Source organism: Colwellia psychrerythraea (assembly GCF_000764225.1).
In the GTDB taxonomy this organism is placed as follows: Bacteria; Pseudomonadota; Gammaproteobacteria; order Enterobacterales; family Alteromonadaceae; genus Colwellia; species Colwellia psychrerythraea_D.
Map to the genome: position 1 here is coordinate 1 of NZ_JQED01000005.1, position 19417 is coordinate 19417.

At 38.2% G+C, this 19417-nt stretch carries 15 protein-coding genes; 7 read left to right on the forward strand and 8 right to left on the reverse strand.

The window, feature by feature from the left end:
- Nucleotides 1-250 precede the first annotated feature (250 nt).
- Nucleotides 251-2563 (reverse strand): AAA family ATPase, encoded by a 2313-nt coding sequence (locus ND2E_RS19065; RefSeq protein WP_033092239.1) that lies wholly within the window; start codon nt 2561-2563, stop codon nt 251-253.
- A gap of 545 nt (nt 2564-3108) precedes the next feature.
- On the opposite strand from ND2E_RS19065, the gene ND2E_RS19060 reads away from it, so the two are divergent.
- The 4 genes from ND2E_RS19060 (at nt 3109) to ND2E_RS22895 (ending at nt 5500) form a co-directional block, all read left to right on the forward strand.
- Nucleotides 3109-4020, forward strand: a complete 912-nt coding sequence (locus ND2E_RS19060) for a TolB family protein (protein ID WP_052056202.1) — start codon at nt 3109-3111, stop codon at nt 4018-4020.
- 429 nt (nt 4021-4449) lie between these two features.
- On the forward strand, nt 4450-4944 hold the full coding sequence (locus ND2E_RS0121160) for a nuclear transport factor 2 family protein (protein ID WP_052056203.1): 495 nt from the start codon (nt 4450-4452) through the stop codon (nt 4942-4944).
- Nucleotides 4945-5015: 71 nt separating this feature from the next.
- On the forward strand, nt 5016-5228 hold the full coding sequence (locus tag ND2E_RS22890; RefSeq protein WP_150113696.1) for a hypothetical protein: 213 nt from the start codon (nt 5016-5018) through the stop codon (nt 5226-5228).
- A gap of 68 nt (nt 5229-5296) precedes the next feature.
- Complete coding sequence (locus ND2E_RS22895; protein WP_150113697.1) at nt 5297-5500, forward strand: hypothetical protein; 204 nt, start codon at nt 5297-5299, stop codon at nt 5498-5500.
- 187 nt (nt 5501-5687) lie between these two features.
- On the opposite strand, the gene folA is transcribed toward ND2E_RS22895, so the two are convergent.
- From folA to rplU, 4 genes are all read right to left on the reverse strand, one after another.
- Nucleotides 5688-6200 (reverse strand): type 3 dihydrofolate reductase, encoded by a 513-nt coding sequence (gene folA, locus ND2E_RS19055; RefSeq protein ID WP_033092240.1) that lies wholly within the window; start codon nt 6198-6200, stop codon nt 5688-5690.
- A 101-nt stretch (nt 6201-6301) separates the two neighbouring features.
- On the reverse strand, nt 6302-7465 hold the full coding sequence (gene cgtA / locus ND2E_RS19050; RefSeq protein ID WP_033092241.1) for an Obg family GTPase CgtA: 1164 nt from the start codon (nt 7463-7465) through the stop codon (nt 6302-6304).
- A 163-nt stretch (nt 7466-7628) separates the two neighbouring features.
- Nucleotides 7629-7886 (reverse strand): 50S ribosomal protein L27, encoded by a 258-nt coding sequence (rpmA, locus tag ND2E_RS19045; protein ID WP_033092242.1) that lies wholly within the window; start codon nt 7884-7886, stop codon nt 7629-7631.
- Between the two features lie 15 nt (nt 7887-7901).
- Nucleotides 7902-8213 carry a 50S ribosomal protein L21 gene (gene rplU / locus ND2E_RS19040; RefSeq protein ID WP_033092243.1) on the reverse strand — a complete coding sequence of 104 codons (312 nt, stop codon included), beginning with the start codon at nt 8211-8213 and terminating at the stop codon, nt 7902-7904.
- A gap of 272 nt (nt 8214-8485) precedes the next feature.
- Between rplU and ispB the strand changes: the two genes are divergently transcribed.
- A complete protein-coding gene (gene ispB / locus ND2E_RS19035; RefSeq protein WP_033092244.1) occupies nt 8486-9469 on the forward strand; it encodes an octaprenyl diphosphate synthase in 984 nt (327 codons plus the stop codon).
- A 115-nt stretch (nt 9470-9584) separates the two neighbouring features.
- Here ispB and mdh read toward each other — a convergent pair whose 3' ends face one another.
- Nucleotides 9585-10520, reverse strand: a complete 936-nt coding sequence (gene mdh, locus ND2E_RS19030) for a malate dehydrogenase (protein WP_033092245.1) — start codon at nt 10518-10520, stop codon at nt 9585-9587.
- A 231-nt stretch (nt 10521-10751) separates the two neighbouring features.
- Here mdh and argR point away from each other — a divergent pair, with 231 nt between their 5' ends.
- Entirely contained in the window at nt 10752-11225 is a 474-nt protein-coding gene (gene argR, locus ND2E_RS19025; protein ID WP_033092246.1) for a transcriptional regulator ArgR, read from the forward strand.
- Between the two features lie 20 nt (nt 11226-11245).
- Here argR and ND2E_RS19020 read toward each other — a convergent pair whose 3' ends face one another.
- Entirely contained in the window at nt 11246-14656 is a 3411-nt protein-coding gene (locus ND2E_RS19020; RefSeq protein ID WP_033092247.1) for a PAS domain-containing hybrid sensor histidine kinase/response regulator, read from the reverse strand.
- Nucleotides 14657-14799: 143 nt separating this feature from the next.
- Nucleotides 14800-16221 (reverse strand): PhoH family protein, encoded by a 1422-nt coding sequence (locus tag ND2E_RS19015; protein WP_052056256.1) that lies wholly within the window; start codon nt 16219-16221, stop codon nt 14800-14802.
- A 265-nt stretch (nt 16222-16486) separates the two neighbouring features.
- Here ND2E_RS19015 and rapA point away from each other — a divergent pair, with 265 nt between their 5' ends.
- Entirely contained in the window at nt 16487-19414 is a 2928-nt protein-coding gene (gene rapA / locus ND2E_RS19010; protein ID WP_033092248.1) for an RNA polymerase-associated protein RapA, read from the forward strand.
- Nucleotides 19415-19417: the final 3 nt, after the last annotated feature.

Sequence of the window (19417 nt, forward strand, 5' to 3'; positions counted from 1 at the left end):
ATGCGAAAAAAACTAAATTCCTTGACTGATGCCGATCACTCAAGTTAGATTTTACTGAGGTCTACTGGCAGACAAAAAAGTGATCGGCTTGAATGGTATTGAGCGATCGGCATCATAGTATTACGCAGTTATTTACCAAGCTATTCAAAAAGGACTTATTGAGGATGGAATTACTAGTGTCATTGACTCTAAAGTTAATAGTTACAATTACTAAAAGCCTTCATTAATTCATATGAGTACGGAACTTAAATTACAGGCCAGTGATAAACTGTAATGTCTCTTTTGCGTATGATTGAACAGTTTGAAAATCAAGTTCTTGGATCTTTGTATCAAAGCCGTCCGCATGGTGATAGTCTTTGGAGAACTCATTTATTTTAGCTATTGAGTCAATTCTCCCGTTAGTGTCGAAGAAGTGACTATTATTATCTGTTTCTTCACGGAACATAGTAATCATTCCCCCCAACCAAATATTTTCATCAAAATCTTTTGGATATAGGAATCTCAGGTGAGCTTCTAGGATAGGTCGAATTGAACGAGCGACCTCAACTTTTTCTGATTCACTCCCAACGGAAACAAAATCCCAAAGCTTATTATATTCTTTGTGATATGAGTGAAGAACATATGAGTCATAGTTAGCCTTATCAACCAATTTACTAGAGATATACTTAGTGCTATCGGGAGCAAGCGGATTTGAATCCTTATATGAAACTTCAATCTCAAAACACTTAGCGTGTTGGGATAATATTGAATGTTTATAAATATCAGATAAGAAAAACGCATCGTGGCTTAACACAATAGTCTGATAGTTATTGTTAACCAGTTTTTCAATTTGAATGATGGTAGCGTCTTTTCGATAACTATCTAGTGAACTCATTGGGTCATCTAGAATGATGATCGAATTATCATCATTTGTCCTCGAAAATCGTGACAAAAAAAATGCTAATGCAAGGGCGGATCTATCTCCGAGGCTTAAAACATGCTCAAATATGTGTCTGTTTTCGTTCTCGTTTTCTACCGATAATTCTTTACCTATAAAAGTAATGACATACTTCAGTCGAGTAGAACCACCTTTACCTTTGTTATCTTTACCTAACTCTTTGAGACGAATCATAGAATGAAAATTCTTCAATATTTCATTGATAGAATCTTTATGAACTTTAATATTATCTTCTTGCTCTTGATTTATCTCTTCACGAAGTTTTTTGACTTTTTTGGTTTTAGCAGACTTATCATCACTTAAAGTCTTATGATTAGCTAAATCATCTACAACATCATTAGTGAATCGCAACTTAGTCTCATTAATGGTATCGATCTGAGATTGAAGTGGTTGAGTTGAACCTGTTGCCAAACCGCTAATGAATGAAGTGATGGAGGTGTTAAAATCAGCTACGGCTTTGTTGTATTCAGTGAAATCCAACCCGTGAAAAATCTGGTCAAATATCTCGTTGAACTTAATTAAATCTGTAATTGAAAGAAGATCTTTCTGTTTGTTTTTGATAAGTGTAGAGCACTCTAATGATAGAGACGTTGTTCGCTTTTGTTGTTCAGAAAAATCAAAATTCAGTGGGATAGGGTCGATTCGGTCTAACCATTCATTGATGATTTCATTGTTTGTTTCGACAAGCTTTGCAAGAGTTTCAAGCTTAATTCCAATATCAAGCACACTTGATTCCAGCTCACCGCTTTGCTTTTCAAAATTATCGCTTGCAGTTAGGTATGATTCGTTAATGAACTCTTGATATAGCCCAAAAACACTTGAGTCTGATAGCGGTTGAGAGCAGAAGGGACAATTACCTGAATCTGTTATTAGCTTAGTTCCAGTTTCAATCCATTGCTTATTTTGCTCTTTGAGATTCTTAGTAATGTGCTCATCTACTTTTTCTTGAGCTTCTTTAGATAGAGACTCGATGTTTAAAGTAAATACGCTAGTATCAAGTTCAGGCTTATCAAAACTCAGTTGAGAAAGGGTTCTACGCTTATTGAAGTGTTCAACGCTTTTAAGATCTTGAATTTGTGATTCTAGTTTTGTTATCTCTTCATCAGCATTTGGAGTTGCTTTAATTTTGCGTATTTGAGTAGGAGTTTTAGACAAGAATTTGGTAGTGAGTCTTGTGGTTATTGGGCTTAACTGACTTGTTAGTGTGTCAATTTCCGCTTTAAATTGCTCAATCTGTTGTTCTTTCTGAACAGACACACTACCAAGCGAAAACTCATAATAATTAGCTAGTTGGCTACGATCCTTAGCGTTAGAGATATAAAGGTTATTGTCAATAAACTCTTGGTTAAAAACCTGAAATCTATGCGTGGCTTGTAAAGCGTTCAGAGTTACGTTTGAGCCACCAATTCGAAGAGTTAGGTTCTGGTTTCCGTTTGACTCTATAGGTTTCAATGCTTCGATACTTGGTTTGTTATCTTCGTTGATAAAGTTGAATAGTTTACAAAGAGTAGACTTACCAGAACCATTTCGCCCGTAGATCAAGTTTAGCTTATCAAAGCTTTGATTTAAGCCGCCTTTATGTTGCCATTGCTTGATGTTTTCAATTTTTATTATTTTTTCTAACATTCTATATCCTTATAATGTAATGCAAATAAGTAAACTTCTATAGGCTAAAGCATACGCCCTATTGAGATTTAGATCGAGTGTCTGCTCATGGAGCTTTGAAGTAAATTCAAACTAACGGCTAACAGCATGACTGGCTCCTTTGGTGGCTAAGCGGACTATTTGTTGTGATAAATTCCAGCCGGAATTAAGACCGCTTGGTGGCATTTTCTGTCATGTCTTCATCGTGCGCATTGTTGACGTTAGAGTTTGCTCTACTAACGGCAGTTCCAAAACTTAAAGCAGTCGTTAGCATTAATGACTCCCTTATGACTTCTGATCCGACATTACTGTCATTCGTTCTAACTCGTTTTTGAACCAAGGTGAATTATCAATGGCCATTTTTTAGTACCAATAAGACACTCACAAGTTATTCAACGTGAATTCCGCCACTTTGGTCTTGTTTGTACTACGACTATGTTGACCTTCATCATGTGGACGTAATATTAATAGGTGTTATTAGAGCCAGATGTTTAGCATTCTACTGAATATAGAATAAGGACAATAATATGAAATATATTGGTATTTTAATTACTCTGCTATTTTTTATTCTAGCTTGCAGTAGCAAGAGTTATAGTCAGGATCAGTTTCCCATCCCAGATGGTCCCTATCTCGGTCAAACGACACCAGGCTCAACACCTGAGATTTTTGCACCAGGTATTGTTAATAGAGAAGAATCTACCGATCTTGAGGGCATGTTCGGATCGGACATAAATACCTTTTATTTCGTTAGAGAAGGTGAAGAATATGGCGGCGTAGTTAAAGTTGGAGCATTTAAAGGAGATGAAGTTTCCTATGGACTGGCAGTCATTGAATATAAAAATAATAAATGGCAGCATTCAGTTGTCGCGAAGGCCGTGAGCGAACCATCTATCTCTCCCGATGGAAATACCATTTTGTTCAAAAATGGATATATAGAACGCACAAGCGACGGTTGGTCAGAGATGAAAAGTCTTGGTGAACCTTTCGCAAGTATCGGCATTATGCGGTCTGCTATTTCCTCGAACGGAACCATTTATTTTGATACCTATACTAGAAAGTTGGATACGCCTCTGCGCTATTCACGTTTGGTTGACGGTAAATATGAGACGCCGAAGTCACTGGGCCCGCAGTTTGGCATCGGCAAATACAATGCCCACCCCTTCATTGCACCGGATGAAAGCTACATTATCTTTGATAGCATCAGAGAAAGTGGATATGGCAGATCTGACCTATACATCAGTTATAGAGCGGCAGATGGTTCATGGGGCCCTGCCATCAACTTGGGCGACAAGATCAATACCGATGCCTCTGAAAAAAATCCAAGTGTATCACCCGATGGCAAGTTTCTTTTCTTTGATCGTCGGGTAAAACGCGGAAACGCAGATGTGACTATCTATTGGGTGGATGCTCAGATTATTGAGACACTCCGACCCAAATAGCAAACCATATAACAAGCTACTCCAGCGGAGCAAGACTCGCTACGCCCCATTGCCCGCAGAGTAGAGCGTTATCGATACAAAATCTAATGAAAATGAACAATTTCATATAAATGGCAAATGTCTTCAATGTGGCAAAAGTGATTATGTCTCGATCCATTGAATTCACCGCGCTTAGCTGACACTAGTAATTAATCTTTCTCCAATATTTTCTAATGAATAAATCATGTGTGTTACTAAGAAGTTTTAGTAACACACATCGAACAGTACAATATTTTATTTAAGCATATGAAAATAATGCAATAAGACTTTGAAATTAAAGAATATTGAGTTACTTTATTTAACCATTAAGTGGATGAGAGTTACTGAGAGATCTGCATAATAAGCTACTATAGGCATTTACCTTCTGATACAGCTGATATAAGGGAATATATGAATACTGGAATGATATCTATTAAAGCTACGCTCTTTGGGATTTTCACGCTTACTTTAGGCGGTGAACTTCATGCAAAAGAAAGCGAAAGAACAACTCTAGAGGAGTCGAACCTAAATAAAGCTTTGTATTGTATGGAAATACTTGAAAATCGCCCCGATCTTGAGTCATCGCATCGGTTAGATATTTTGCGTAATAAATGCTATAGCGAAAACTTTATTGAGCATGCACCGAACATACATGATGGGCGAGATGCATTATTAAGCTTATTTGCAAGTAGATATAAGAAATACCCTGAACTTTCAATGTCTATCAAGCGAAGTGCTTCCGAAGGTGATCTTGTTTGGCTCCATCTTCACGTCAAACATACACCTAAATCCCTTGGTGGTGCAGGCATCCATATATTTCGAATGAAAGAGGGTAAAATTGTTGAACATTGGGGAGTTGGGCAGCCTGTTCCAAAGGAGTCGAAAAATAATAACACAATGTTTTAGGCTAGTTTATGGGTTTATTATCCATACAAGAGCAATAAGCGTTATGTGTTTAATCAAACTCAGGAATAGTTATGTATTTTTGGAATACAAAAGCACTATCGGAAGATATAAAAAATAGTAAGTTAACTGATAATGACTGGAAGAATTATTATTTAGCTGGATCGATATTTTTAACGTTATCAATTTATATAATTGCGTTAAGTCCTAGAGAAAGTATTACCCCAGTCCGTCGAGGCAATATTGATGATTGGAGTTCTTATTTTTGGCGTCAGTGCTACTTTTAATACTCATATAGTCGGCAACAATAATGTTGCAAGTTATATATCAAAAATGACTGCTTTGTCATTTCCACTTGCGGTCAAATTCTTTACTCTTTCCTTTGTTATGGGTTTTCTTATGGGTATTTTTTGAAGATGCCGTTTTATCAACTGAATTTTCCCAAACATGGTTAGTTGTCGTGTTATCTGTATCTGTATCTGTATCTGTATCTGTATCTGTAGAAGTGTTAATGTTTTGGCAGTTAAATACTCACTTAAAAAGCATCAATACAGAATAAGACGCTCAAGCGGATATCTTAGGTTGCCTAATCTTGTAACTCACAGCTTTTATCTTGATACAAGCTTATCTAAACCTCAGTTCTCTGAACAATAAAAAAGGGCACGTTAATAACGTACCCTTTTTATATTTTCACAACTTGGTATATCTCTTTATCGAGTCAAAGAGCTGCTCTTACTCAAGTTTTGCTAGCCAGCTATGCGCTCATAAACGCAAAAGTCTAATTGATGGGCATTCTTTTCATCGCTGTCTCTAACGTCACTATTAACTTTTTTCCAGCTACCATCATCATAGTTGGGGAACTGGGTATCACCATCAATTGCCGCTTTAATATGGGTAACATATAAACGGTCTGTCTTTGCTAAACAATGTGCGTAAATAGCACCGCCGCCAATCACCATGATTTCTTCAGCACCTTCACTACCATCGCTGCCATCAACTAAGGCGAGTGCTTGCTCAACTGAAGTAACGCTATCAATGCCATCTGCTTGATAATTTTCATCCCGAGAAATAACGATATTACGTCGACCGGGCAAAGGTCTACCTATGGATTCAAACGTTTTACGTCCCATAATAATTGGCTTACCTAAGGTAACTTTTTTAAAATAGGCTAAGTCTGCTGGTAAATGCCAAGGCATATCATTATCTTTGCCAATTATATTGTTATCAGCCGTCGCAACTATCATCGATAAAATGGTCATACAAAACTCTCAAAATTATTTTCTATATTATCGCTAAAAAAAAGATAAAAAAAAGCCCTTGTTTATAAAAATAAACAAGGGCTTTATGTCAACAGGTAATGTTATTGACGATATTCTACTTCAACATCGTAATCATCTTCATCCCAGTCGTCGTCATCTAAGTCATCACCTAAAGTATGAGCAGCGATAGTTTCTTCGTGATAAGTATCCCATTTAAACTCAACGGTTTTACCATCAATCACTTCTTCAACTTCTTCAGGTAATTCTTCAATAAAGGTCATCACTTTTTGTGTTAACTCTTTAGTACCTAACTGGTTAAATGCAGAGATACTATGCACTTCACCTTGCCAATCAAGCCCCTTCAGAATAGCATCAGTAATTTCTTTCGCTTCTTCTTCTAAGACTAAATCAAGCTTGTTAAAGACAATCCAGCGTGGTTTCCCTGCTAGTTTTTCATTATGCTGCTCTAGCTCACTAATAATAACTTTAGCGTTCTCTAATGGGTCTGAGCCATCCACAGGCAAAATATCAATAACGTGAAGTAATATACGACAACGTTCAAGGTGTTTTAAGAACTGTGTTCCTAAACCTGCACCGTCTGCTGCACCTTCGATAATGCCAGGAATATCGGCAATAACAAAACTACGTTGTGAGTCTAAACGTACTACACCTAAATTAGGCACTAACGTGGTAAACGGATAATCAGCTACTTTTGGTGTCGCTGCTGAAACACTGCGTATTAAGGTAGACTTACCTGCATTTGGAAGACCTAAAAGGCCTACATCAGCAAGTAACAATAACTCTAATTTAAGGTTGCGAATTTCACCTGGCGTACCATCAGTTCTCTGACGAGGTGCACGGTTAGTACTACTTTTAAAACGTAAGTTACCTAAACCATGCCAGCCACCCTTAGCAACAAGTAGCTTTTGGCCTTTATGCGTTAAATCACCAATTTGCTCACCAGTATCTTGATCGATAGCACGCGTTCCAACAGGTACTTTTAAAACTAAGTCATCAGAGCTTTTACCCGTACAGTTTTGCGGCTGACCATTTTGGCCACGTTTCGCACGATGAAAACGTTCAAAACGATAATCAATTAAGGTGTTTAAGCCTTCGTCAGCGATCAAGAATACATCACCGCCATCGCCGCCATCACCACCATTAGGGCCGCCGTACTCAATAAATTTTTCTTTACGGAAACTGACACAGCCGTTGCCGCCATCACCCGCTTCAACTCTGATCTCAACTTCATCAACAAATTTCATGGAATCTCAATAACCCTAATATGGTAATTTTTGTTCAATTATCGCTAGTATAAACTATTTTTGACCGACTAAAAATGAATCTCTAATTAGTCTCGAATAAGTCAAAAAAAAGCTAAAAAAAAACCTCGCTATGAAGCGAGGTTTTTGGAGTTCTCAGTTCTTATTAGTCAGCGATGATGCTAACGAACTTACGACTCTTTGGACCTTTCACTTCAAATTGTACTTTACCGTCAGATAAAGCAAATAAAGTATGATCTTTACCGATACCCATGTTGTTACCAGCGTGGAAACGAGTACCACGTTGACGAACAATAATGTTACCAGCTAAAACAGATTCACCACCAAAACGTTTAACACCTAGGCGTTTTGCTTCTGAATCGCGACCATTTCGAGTACTACCCGCAGCTTTCTTATGTGCCATGTCTAAATGCTCCTATTAGCCGTTAATACCAGTAATTTTCACTTCAGTGAACCATTGACGATGGCCCGCTTGCTTACGTGAATGCTTACGACGTTTGAATTTAACAATGGTAACTTTAGGAGCACGAGCTTGTGTAACAACCTCAGCAACTACTTTACCACCAGCAACGTAAGGCGCGCCTACATTGATGTCTTCGCCATTAGCGATCATTAAAACGTTATCAAATTCTACTGTTGCGCCTACTTCAAGCTCAAGCTTTTCTAGACGAACTGTTTGTCCTTCGGTTACACGATGCTGTTTACCACCGCTTTGGAATACCGCGTACATAGCTACTCCGTACTGCGTCATCATATTAGTGACGCTAAATTTAAAAATATAGGGCGCGAATTCTACGCGAAGAAAACACCAAGGGCAAGCGTAAAAGTGATCATTTATTAACTTTATTGGTCATTTTTCGCTTTTAATTACTTTTACGCTAAGAAATTGGAACTAAGCTATCAGAAAGCTACTTTTGCCTACAATTTAGTGTAAACTTTAACATCTCAACTAATTGAATACTTTTGATTAATAATCAATCAATACAGCTAAAGAAAAGTAGTATGGGCAATAAAGTAAATATTAAAGCAATACAGGCATTAGCGCAAAGCGATATGACAGCAGTAAATGATCTTATTTATGATCAATTGCAATCAGATGTCGCACTCATTAATCAACTCGGTATATACATTGTTAACGGTGGCGGTAAGCGTATGCGCCCTATGTTAACAGTGCTTGCAGCCCGAGCATTAGCATACCAAGGTGAAAAGCATTGGGAAATTGCAGCAATTATTGAGTTTATCCATACGGCAACCTTACTCCATGACGATGTCGTTGATGAATCAAATATGCGTCGTGGCAGAGAAACGGCTAATGCTTTATTTGGTAATAGTGCCAGCGTATTAGTTGGTGATTTTCTTTATACTCGCTCTTTCCAAATGATGACTAAATTGGGTGATATGCGCATTATGGATATTTTATCTGATGCGACAAACATTGTTGCTGAAGGTGAAGTATTGCAATTAATGAATTGCAACGATGCAAGTACCACTGAAGAAAGTTATATGCAGGTTATTTACTGTAAAACAGCTAAATTGTTTGAAGCCGCAACGCGTCTTGCAGCGGTAATAGCTAAGCAAGACAGTAAAATAGAACAAGCTATGGCTGATTATGGCAAGTACTTAGGCACGGCTTTTCAGTTGGTTGATGATATTATGGATTATACCGCTGATGCTAAAGAAATGGGCAAAAATGTCGGTGATGACCTTGCTGAAGGAAAACCAACACTACCCTTGTTGTATGCCATGGAGCATGGTAGTGAAGCCCAACGAAAATTAATTAAAGAAGCTATTGAGCTTGGCAACGGCATGGATAACCTTGAGTTAATTCTTGCCGCGATGGAAGAGACAGGTTCTTTACGTTATACCCAGAAACAAGCTGAAATTGAAGCTGACAAGGCCATTAAGGCACTTGAAGTCATTGCTGATAGCGAACACAAAGAAGCACTTATTGCGTTAGCCCATATTGCTGCTAATCGCAGCCATTAAGTTCAAAATAAAAACAACAAGCACCTATTGCTTGGCTTAAGCAACAATTTCTGGCAACAAAAAAGCCCCGTTATCGATTGATAACGGGGCTTTTTATATTTTCGTTTACGGCAGCTTAGCTAGCCATAAAGTCAACACCTTCTTTGATGTCTTTCTTTAAAGTATCAAGCATATCTTCTTTTGCTTGTTGTTCAAAAGCGCTTAACTCACCGTAAGGTAAAATTTCAATCACACCGTTAACGCCTAAACGTACTGGTTGTGCGAAAAATTGTGCATCAGCACCATTGCCTTCAACATAAGCATAATCTACAACATCTTCACCTTGTAGGCCTTTCACTAAAGACATACAAAAACGTGCCGCTGCAGCGCCCATTGAAAGTGTAGCAGAACCGCCACCAGCTTTTGCTTCAACTACTTCAGTACCTGCGTTTTGGATACGAGGAGTTAATGCTGCAACTTCTTCATCTGAGAAAGTAGCGCCTTCAACTTGAGATAATAATGGTAAAATAGTTGTGCCTGAGTGACCGCCAATAACTGGTACTTTAACTGTTGCAACATCTAAGCCTTTAAGTTCAGCAACAAATGCTTCACTACGGATAACATCTAAAGTAGTTACACCGAAAACACGAGCAGCATCATAAGTACCTGCTTTTTTGAATACTTCAGCAACAATTGGTACAGTGCCGTTAACAGGGTTAGTAATAACACCAACTAATGCTTTAGGACAGTTGGCAACAATGCCTTCAGCCAATACTTTAATAATACCAGCATTTACGTTGAATAGATCTGCACGGTCCATACCTGGCTTACGAGGCATACCTGCTGGGATCAAAACAATATCAGCACCAGTTAATGCACCGCTAAGGTCGTCACGACCAAAACCTGCAACTTTAACGTCAGTTGGGATGTGTGATAAATCTACGGCAACACCTGGAACTACAGGCGCAACATCATATAAAGACAACTCAGAACCTGCTGGTAATTGAGTTTTTAATAATAATGATAATGCTTGACCAATACCGCCTGCGGCGCCTAAAACAGCTACTTTCATGTGATCTCTCCGGAACTAAGTGAGTTTAATTGTTGTAAAATTTGTTATTAAAATATTATTTGAGTAAATACGTTAATTTTTTGCTGCCCAAAAGATATAGCATAAGCAAGTAAAAAACAATTGTTATACTCAGATATTAACTTTCAGTATTCTGATGCGATGACGTATACTATCTTTATTTACACTGATTACAAACGCCACTTTAGTCTACTACAGGGTTGATTACGCATTATGAGCGGTTTACAAAAACAAGAAGCACTCGTACAAGAATTCAAAGATTTATTAAAACAAGAACAGTTTGGCTCTCAAGGTGAAATCGTTGATGCGTTAAAAGCCAATGGTTTTGATAACATCAGTCAATCAAAAATATCTCGTATGCTCAGTAAATTTGGCGCCGTGAGAACGAGGAATGCTCGTCAAGAAATGGTCTATTGTTTACCGGCAGAGTTAGGTGTTCCTACAGCACAAAGCCCTCTTAAGCAACTCGTCTTAGAAATAGAGCACAATGAGGTTATGATCATCATTCAAACGAGTCCTGGCGCAGCACAGCTCATTGCCAGACTACTTGATAGTTTAAGTAAAAGTGATGGTGTTCTTGGTACTATTGCCGGAGATGATACTATTTTCATTGCGCCAACTGATGTGAGTAAAATTAATGAAACCATCAAAAAATTAGAGCAACTATTCTCTAAAAACTTAACTTAAAAGTATGATCTAAACGCTATTTATACGGCGCTTAGGTTACTTAGTACTTTCTTTATGCTGCTGAGCAAAGCTTGTCCTGTAACGGGCTTAGACATATGTAAGTTCATTCCCGCCGCTAAGCTTTGCTGCTTGTCTTCTTCTCGCGCATGGGCTGTCATGGCGATGATAGGTAAAGATTGATGCTTATCTTGTGCTCTAATATGTTTAGCTGCCGTAAGCCCATCCATAATCGGCATTTGAATGTCCATTAAGACGACATCAAAACGTTGTTCTGCTAAGAAATCCAAAGCCCCTTGACCATTATCAGCTATCGTCACTTTCGCCTGCATCTTCAATAATAGTTCTTTAGCCACTAATTGGTTAACTAAGTTATCTTCGACTAATAAAACTGACACACCTTGCAAATTCTGTTCATCAGGCGTCATCAAGCGTTCCTGAAAATCAGTATCAGGCTCTTCCAAGACTTTCAGTCGATTAACCGGATCATTGTCAGCGACAAGTCTATTCTTGTTATTCTGTTGCCCAGTGTGATCTACGTTATCAAATAATGTTTGTGATATTTGGTCAAGCGCATAACGGAATAAAGGCATATCCACCAGAAGGTAAGGTATAGAAAGCTGGTCCAAATAATGGCAGGTTTTATTGTCTAACTGTATCAAAGCAGGTTGGCACAAACAAAGTAATCTAAACTCAGCTAAAGGTACTTTTAACTCTCGTTCACTTTGTTGCTGAACAAAATCCGTCTCATTTATAAGCAAGACACTATTTTTTACTATCTTCACATGGCGTAATGCTTCAACATTACTAACAACATGCAGCTGCCAATTCATTTTAGTAATACTTCGGGTAAAGCTAGTTGTAACGTTTTGATTAACGACATAAACAGTAATATTAGATAATAATGGCTGACTTAGCTCAGCAGGCAATTTTGGTTCGGACTCGGCTGAGATTTGCTGAGCAGCCTCGCCTTCTATCACTGTTTTTTGCTTATTGAGAACATCACGTTGCACAAGTTGGAATGGTAAAACAAAACTAAGTTCACTGCCTTTACCTAACTGACTAGTGAGTTCAATTTTCCCACCAAGCAGCTTAATTATTTGTTGGCAAATAGACAAACCTAAACCAGAGCCACCATATTTACGCGTCATAGATTCATCGGCTTGACTAAAAGCTTGAAACAGGTGCTTTTGATTATGACTGGCAATACCAATGCCAGTATCGCTCACTCGAAAACGTAATTTGGCCACGGTATCATCTATTGATAGCACATCAATTGATAACCTAATTTCGCCTTGTTCTGTAAATTTTATTGCATTGTTAAATAAATTAGCCAGCACTTGTACTAGACGCATTTCATCACTGATAACATTACTAGGAACATCGGCACTCATATCAACAATGATTTCAACGCGTTGATGATCAACATTAGCAATATTAAGTTTTAATGCTTTATTAATAACAACTGGCAGATTGACTGCATCTTGGGCGATAACCATTTTGCCTGCTTCTATTTTAGATAAATCTAAAAGCTCATCAACAAGATGCAGTAAGATTGACGAGGCACTTTGTGCATTCAGTAAATAATGCTGTTGACGAGTATCTAGCGAAGTCTGAGCTAATAAGTCCATCATACCCTGCATGGCATTGATGGGCGTTCTCACTTCATGGCTCATGTTGGCAAGAAATTGAATTTTCACACGGTTAGCATACTCGGCTTGATCTTTCGCTTTTTCCAATGCCGATTGTGTCTTTTGTTGTAAGGTGACATCTTGAAAAATACTGATAGTACCGAGAATGTTACCTTGTTCATCAGTGAATTGATTACAATAACCTTGATAGATAAACTCGCCTGCTTTTATCAAGGCTTGTTGAGGGTAAACATTATCATTCAAAGCATTGAGTATTTTAATTTCTTCAGCCAGAGGGGTTGGCATAAAACTAACTGAGTGCCCTCCTAACATTTGCTCAACTGAATGATTAGTCAAGCGTTCAAAAGCCTTATTACACCCCATTAATCGTCCATCGGGATCATTAAAAACAATCAATTCAGGAATAGCATTCATTACCGATCGCAACAGCGCGTAATCTCGTTGATGTTTAGTACTCGTTTCCTGTAGTGCTTTGGTCTTTTCAATAACACGACTATCTAATACATCATTTTGCTCTGTAAGTTGTAGTAACAAACTACGGTTTTGGGCAAAAATATCCTCAACCACTTGAAACCAATGTAACCAATCTGCTGCAGGTGAAACTTTACCAGGATCTCCTACAGCACAGTATTCAATATGACTTATAAACTCAGTAGTAGGCTTAATAAATGTACGCTTTGTCATGGTATTAACTAACATCAGAAACGCCAATAAACCAATAAAAAGCATCGAAAAAACAAAAATAAAATCACTATATTGAGGCGCTGAAAAATCCTCATATTGCTGATATTTAAGTAAAGTCCAACCATTAGCTGTCAGCAACTGCTTTTCAATAAACCAATCACCTAAACGTTCATTGTCGCCTATTGTAGCTAAATGCTCGGCAGTTAGGCCTTGAAGTGATTCAGGTAACAAATCTTGCCAAGAAGCACGGTAGCTTAATGACTCCTTCCCTAACCGCTTAGAAAGTAAAACGTCATTCTTTTCATTATATAAAACAAAACCTTGAGTATTTAATTCTAACTCAGGCAAACTAGCATGTAATCGAGATAAGTTTAGGTCAATAACTACCGAACCTAATAACTTGTCTTGATGAAAAACACCTGTGCCTAGTGAAGCATTCATCCCTCCGCCCGCAGCATCTAAATAAGGGGGCGACCATATAACCCGATTGCTTTTTGCCGTTAACCCCCTCATCGATTTGTTGTGATGACTATCAAGGGCTTTTTCACTGAATTGCCATATTTCACGATCCACCCAAGGGTATATGTTCACAAAGTTATCCAAGGAAATATAATAAAACCAGGTTGCTTCTTTGATAATATTTTGCGCAGCAACAAATGCAGGTGTTAACGCATTAGCCATGGCTATTTCTTGTTTTTTTAGCGCTCTAAACTGACTTATTTGCCCTAAGCCAGTAATATTACTGCTTAAGCGCTTCCCTTGTTGAATCACATCATGAAGAGGCTTATTTAAATAAAACATGTCTTCCTCTTGTAACAAGGAAGGCATAGGGATATTAATTTCATTGGGGTGTTTTAGCAGGTATTCGGCATATTCTTGTATACCAACTACTGCTTCTACACTTTGTTCTAACATCAGATTTAGCTGCAGAGCTTCTTGTTTTAGCTCTGCTAAACTTTGCTGTTTATGGTGTGAAATTTGATTGAAATAACGAAAAGAAGCGGCTGAAAAGGCAATAAGTATAATGACAATAAAGGCAACTACAACAGTGATATTATAGCGCCTAAAAACTGTATTAATACCTGCTTGGTAATACACTAAAATGCCTTAACTATTCGTTTACATAGTGAGATAGCCTGATAAGTTAAAGCAGTCTCCCAATTTAAACAAGGATTAAACAAGAGTTGAGCAAGGAAAAGTAACGTATTTTACAAAGTTACTTTTCCAAGTACATAAATCAATTATAGATTTTCCTCCGCAAATGAAGCCAGTCGACTACGTACTACACCGTTTAAGTTAACAGTAGCCGAGCCAGGAAAGTTTTTAAAGCGCTCTACAATATAGGTCAGTCCAGAGGTAACCGCTGTTAAATAATTACTATCGATTTGCGCCAAGTTACCCGAACAAACGAGTTTAGTACCTTCACCACACCGAGTAATAATAGTTTTTAATTGAGCTGCCGTTAAGTTTTGACATTCATCAAGCAAGACTAAAGCGTTTTGAATACTGCGCCCACGCATAAAGTTCACCGACTTAAATTGGATATTCGCTTTATCCATAATATAATTTAAGCTGCCATGCATACTTTCATCTTGTTGGTGTAGTACCTCAAGAGAATCAGTTATAGCAGCAAGCCATGGCGCCATTTTTTCTTCTTCGGTGCCCGGTAAGAACCCAATAGACTCTGCAATTTCAGGAGTACTTCGTGTCACAATTATTTTGTCGTAAAGCCCTCTTTCTATGACTTGCTCTAAAGCAGTTGCTAAGGCCAGTAACGTTTTACCACTTCCTGCTGGTCCTGTGAGAATAACCAAATCAATAGTTGGATCTAGCAAAGCATCCATTGCCATGCCTTGATAAATATTTTTAGCATTAATGCCCCAAGCACTTTTCGCTAACAATCGGTCACGTCCAAGGTCTAAAATGGAAACTTTATCATCATCCCAACCAGTCACTTTACCAGCAAAATTGTCACCTTCATCAAGTAAATATTCATTTATATAAGTGAAAGGGATTGTCTCTTTAGCAATGTAATGAGTCGTGTTTCTTCCTTCGGTTTCACTATCAACAGCATTAATGTGTTGCCAAAAGTCGCCTTCAAATTGGTGATAACCTTTAGTTAGGAACTGTATATCATCAATGAGTTGATCGGTTCTATAATCTTCAACATGGGCTAAGCCTGCTCCCTTAGCTTTCAATCGCATGTTGATATCTTTAGTAACTAAGACGATTTTTTTATTCGGCGTTTTTTCTTGAATATGTAATGCCGCATTAATGATGCGGTTATCATTTTCATTAAAAGATAGTGTATGAGCTGTTTTCTCAAGTGCATAATCATTAATAATGGCAAGACAGCCACTGGGGTGTTGATCATCATTTTGAGGTAACTTTACTCCAGTAAGTACTTGTTCAGGACTCGCATCTCGCAGCGTGTCTTCAAGCGCCCGAATGGCTACTCTAGCATCTCGACTAACATCTTTACGTCTATCTTTAATTGAGTCGAGTTCTTCTAACACTGTCATTGGAACAACAACATCGTGTTCTTTAAAAGATAGAAAGGCGAAGGGTTCGTGCAAAAGGATGTTGGTATCTAATATATAGATTATGGGTTGATCACTTGTCTCTTCGATTTGAGACGTTTGGTTTAAATTATCACTTAACATATTCTCATTAATCATATTCTCTTTAGTCATGAGCAATCTCCGTGAGTCACTGACAAAACAAATATAAAAGAACAATACTGTATTTGAAGTATAGCCTATTCACAATAATATCTTAATAATCACTAAGCAAGCATAATTTTTTAATGATTCCGTCTATGATTAGGAGTACTATAGCGCTTTTTTTTTACCCCTAGTTTTTAATGTTTAGTCTCGCTTTAAATCAAAGACAAAGTAATAACTAAGCAATCGTTGGAGAAGTAAGTTTATGCCATTTCAGGTAGGTCAGCGTTGGATCAGTGACAGTGAATCAGATCAAGGATTGGGAACGGTAACAGGGGTTGAACACCGCTTTGTTAATATTGTTTTTACTGCCACAGGTGAATCGCGCAAATATGCCAAAGATAACGCGCCTCTAACACGTGTTATTTTTAATAAAGATGATCTAATCCCTAGCCACGAAGGCTGGTCTTTAAAAGTAATTTCACATAGTGAAAGCCAAGGCATCATCAGCTACGAAGGCATACGACAAGATACCAATGAGCAAATAGTCTTAAGAGAAGTGATGATAGATCATTTTATTAAGTTCAATAAACCTCACGACCGTTTACTCAATAGCCAAGTTGATCGTTTAGACTGGTTTCGTTTACGAAAAGATTGTCTACAACATCAATATCAGCAGCAGCAATCTGATTTAACAGGTTTGACTGGTGGCCGAGTTAGCGTAATACCTCATCAACTTTACATAGCTGATGAGGTTGGTAATCGTTTTGCCCCTAGAGTTCTACTTGCCGATGAAGTAGGTTTAGGTAAAACGATTGAAGCAGGACTAATCATTCATCAGCAATTAGTTACTGGTCGGGCAAAACGAATTCTGATCATAGTGCCTGAGTCATTAATGCATCAATGGTTGGTAGAAATGCTGCGCCGCTTTAACCTTAACTTTAGTATCTTTGATAATGAACGTTGTGTTGAAACAAGCCAAGATAACTATGTTGATGGCAAAAAAGCAAATCCCTTTAGTTCAGAGCAATTGGTCTTAGTAAACCTAGGTTTTATTACCAATAATCCCGAGTGGTATGAAGCACTCGTTAGTGAAGACTGGGACTTGATGGTTGTCGATGAAGCACACCATTTAAATTGGCAACAAGATAACCCAAGTATTGAGTATCAATGTATTGAGCAACTCGCCCAAGTTATCCCTGGTGTTTTATTATTAACGGCGACGCCTGATCAATTAGGTCATGAAAGTCACTTTGCTCGCTTACGCTTACTTGATGCAGACCGCTTTTATGATTATCAAAAGTTTACCGAAGAAGAGTCTCATTATAGCGAAGTGGCTGATGCTGCCAATGCGTTAGTCGAAGGCAACAAGCTTTCCAATGAACAAGAAACAACGCTCACTGATTTATTGAAAGAAGCCGATATCAGTAGTCAGCTTGCTAATTTAAATCAAGCAGATGACGAGCAATCAGCAAAAGTACGCCAAGGCTTGCTAAAACAATTATTGGACAGACACGGTACGGGTCGTATCTTGTTTAGGAACTCTCGAAATACCATTAAAGGTTTTCCTGCTCGTCAAGTCGTGCCTGCAGCACTGGAAATGCCGGAGCAATATCAAGACAACATTAATGAGTTTATGCTCAGTGATTGTCCAGAAGCGTTAGCAAAATCAAAACAAGCTAAGTATCTTTTCACCCCCGAAATGCTACACGGTTTAGAACAACAAAGTGAAACGTGGACTGATTTTGACCCGCGTGTAGATTATTTAATTGAATTGTTACAGTCACTTAAAAAAGAAAAAGTCTTAGTCATTTGTGCTCACGCCCAAACAGCGATGGATTTAGAAGCCGTACTTCGTATAAGAGAAGGCATTCGCAGTGCAGTGTTCCATGAGGGGCTATCTATATTTGAACGCGATAAAGCTGCCGCTTATTTTGCCCAAGACGAAGATAGTGCACAATTATTACTTTGTTCTGAAATTGGTAGTGAAGGCCGCAATTTCCAATTTGCTCATCACCTAGTATTGTTTGACTTGCCTAGTAACCCAGACTTATTAGAGCAACGTATTGGTCGTTTAGATCGTATAGGACAAACTGAGATAATTCGTATACATGTGCCTTACTTTGAAGATTCAGCACAGCAGTTATTATTTGATTGGTACCAACAGGGTATGCAAGCATTTGAACAAACGTGTATTACCGGTCGCGTCGTTTTTGAAACCTTTGGCGAGCAATTACTTTCATTAGCGTTAACTTGCCAACAGCAGTCAGCTGAGGCGGAATCACTCATCAGTAATAGTTGGCAGAAACATTTATCAATTAAAGCAGAATTAGAGTCTGGCCGAGATAAGTTATTAGAGCTGAATTCATCTGGCCAAGGACGTGCCCTTGAATTAGTTAATAAAATTCAAAAAGTCGATAATGACATAGCTTTACCTCAATTTATGTTTCAGGCACTCGATGTGTTTGGTGTGCAGCAAGACGACAAAGCCGATAACGCTATTGCCCTTAATCAAAGCGAGCACATGCTTAATAGTAATTTTCCTTGCTTACCAGAGGATGGCACTACCGTTACCTTTGATAGGGACACTGCCTTAGTTAATGAAAATTATCAATTACTAACTTGGGATCATCCTATGGTTCGCGGTGTGTTGGATTTAGTCTTGAGTGATGAAATTGGTAATGCCAGTATTGGGTTATTAAAAAATGAAGCGCTACCCGTAGGCACCTTTTTCCTTGAATGCTTATTTACTGTTGAAGCAACGGCACCAGCTCACTTACAACTGGGCCGATACTTACCAACAACGCCAATACGCATTTTAGTAGACAAAAATGGCAACAATTTAGCCGATAAAGTCAGTGAACAAGTACTTGATAAACAATTGTCACCTGTTAAAAAACAGATGGCATTACAGCTTATTAAAGCACTGAAATCACAAATTACGCCTTTGGTTGCTAAAGCAGAAGCACATGGCACACAACACATTGTTGCCATCCAAGAGAAATCGTTAACGGCAATGCAAAACAAGCTTTCATCGGAGCAACAAAGATTAACGGCACTAAAAGCTATTAATCCTAGTGTACGCCAAGAAGAGATTGACTTTATTAGTCAGCAACAAGAGGAATTAACTCACTATATTGATAAAGCGCAATTGACCTTTGAAGCAATTCGCATGATAGTGGTTACCCACTAATGC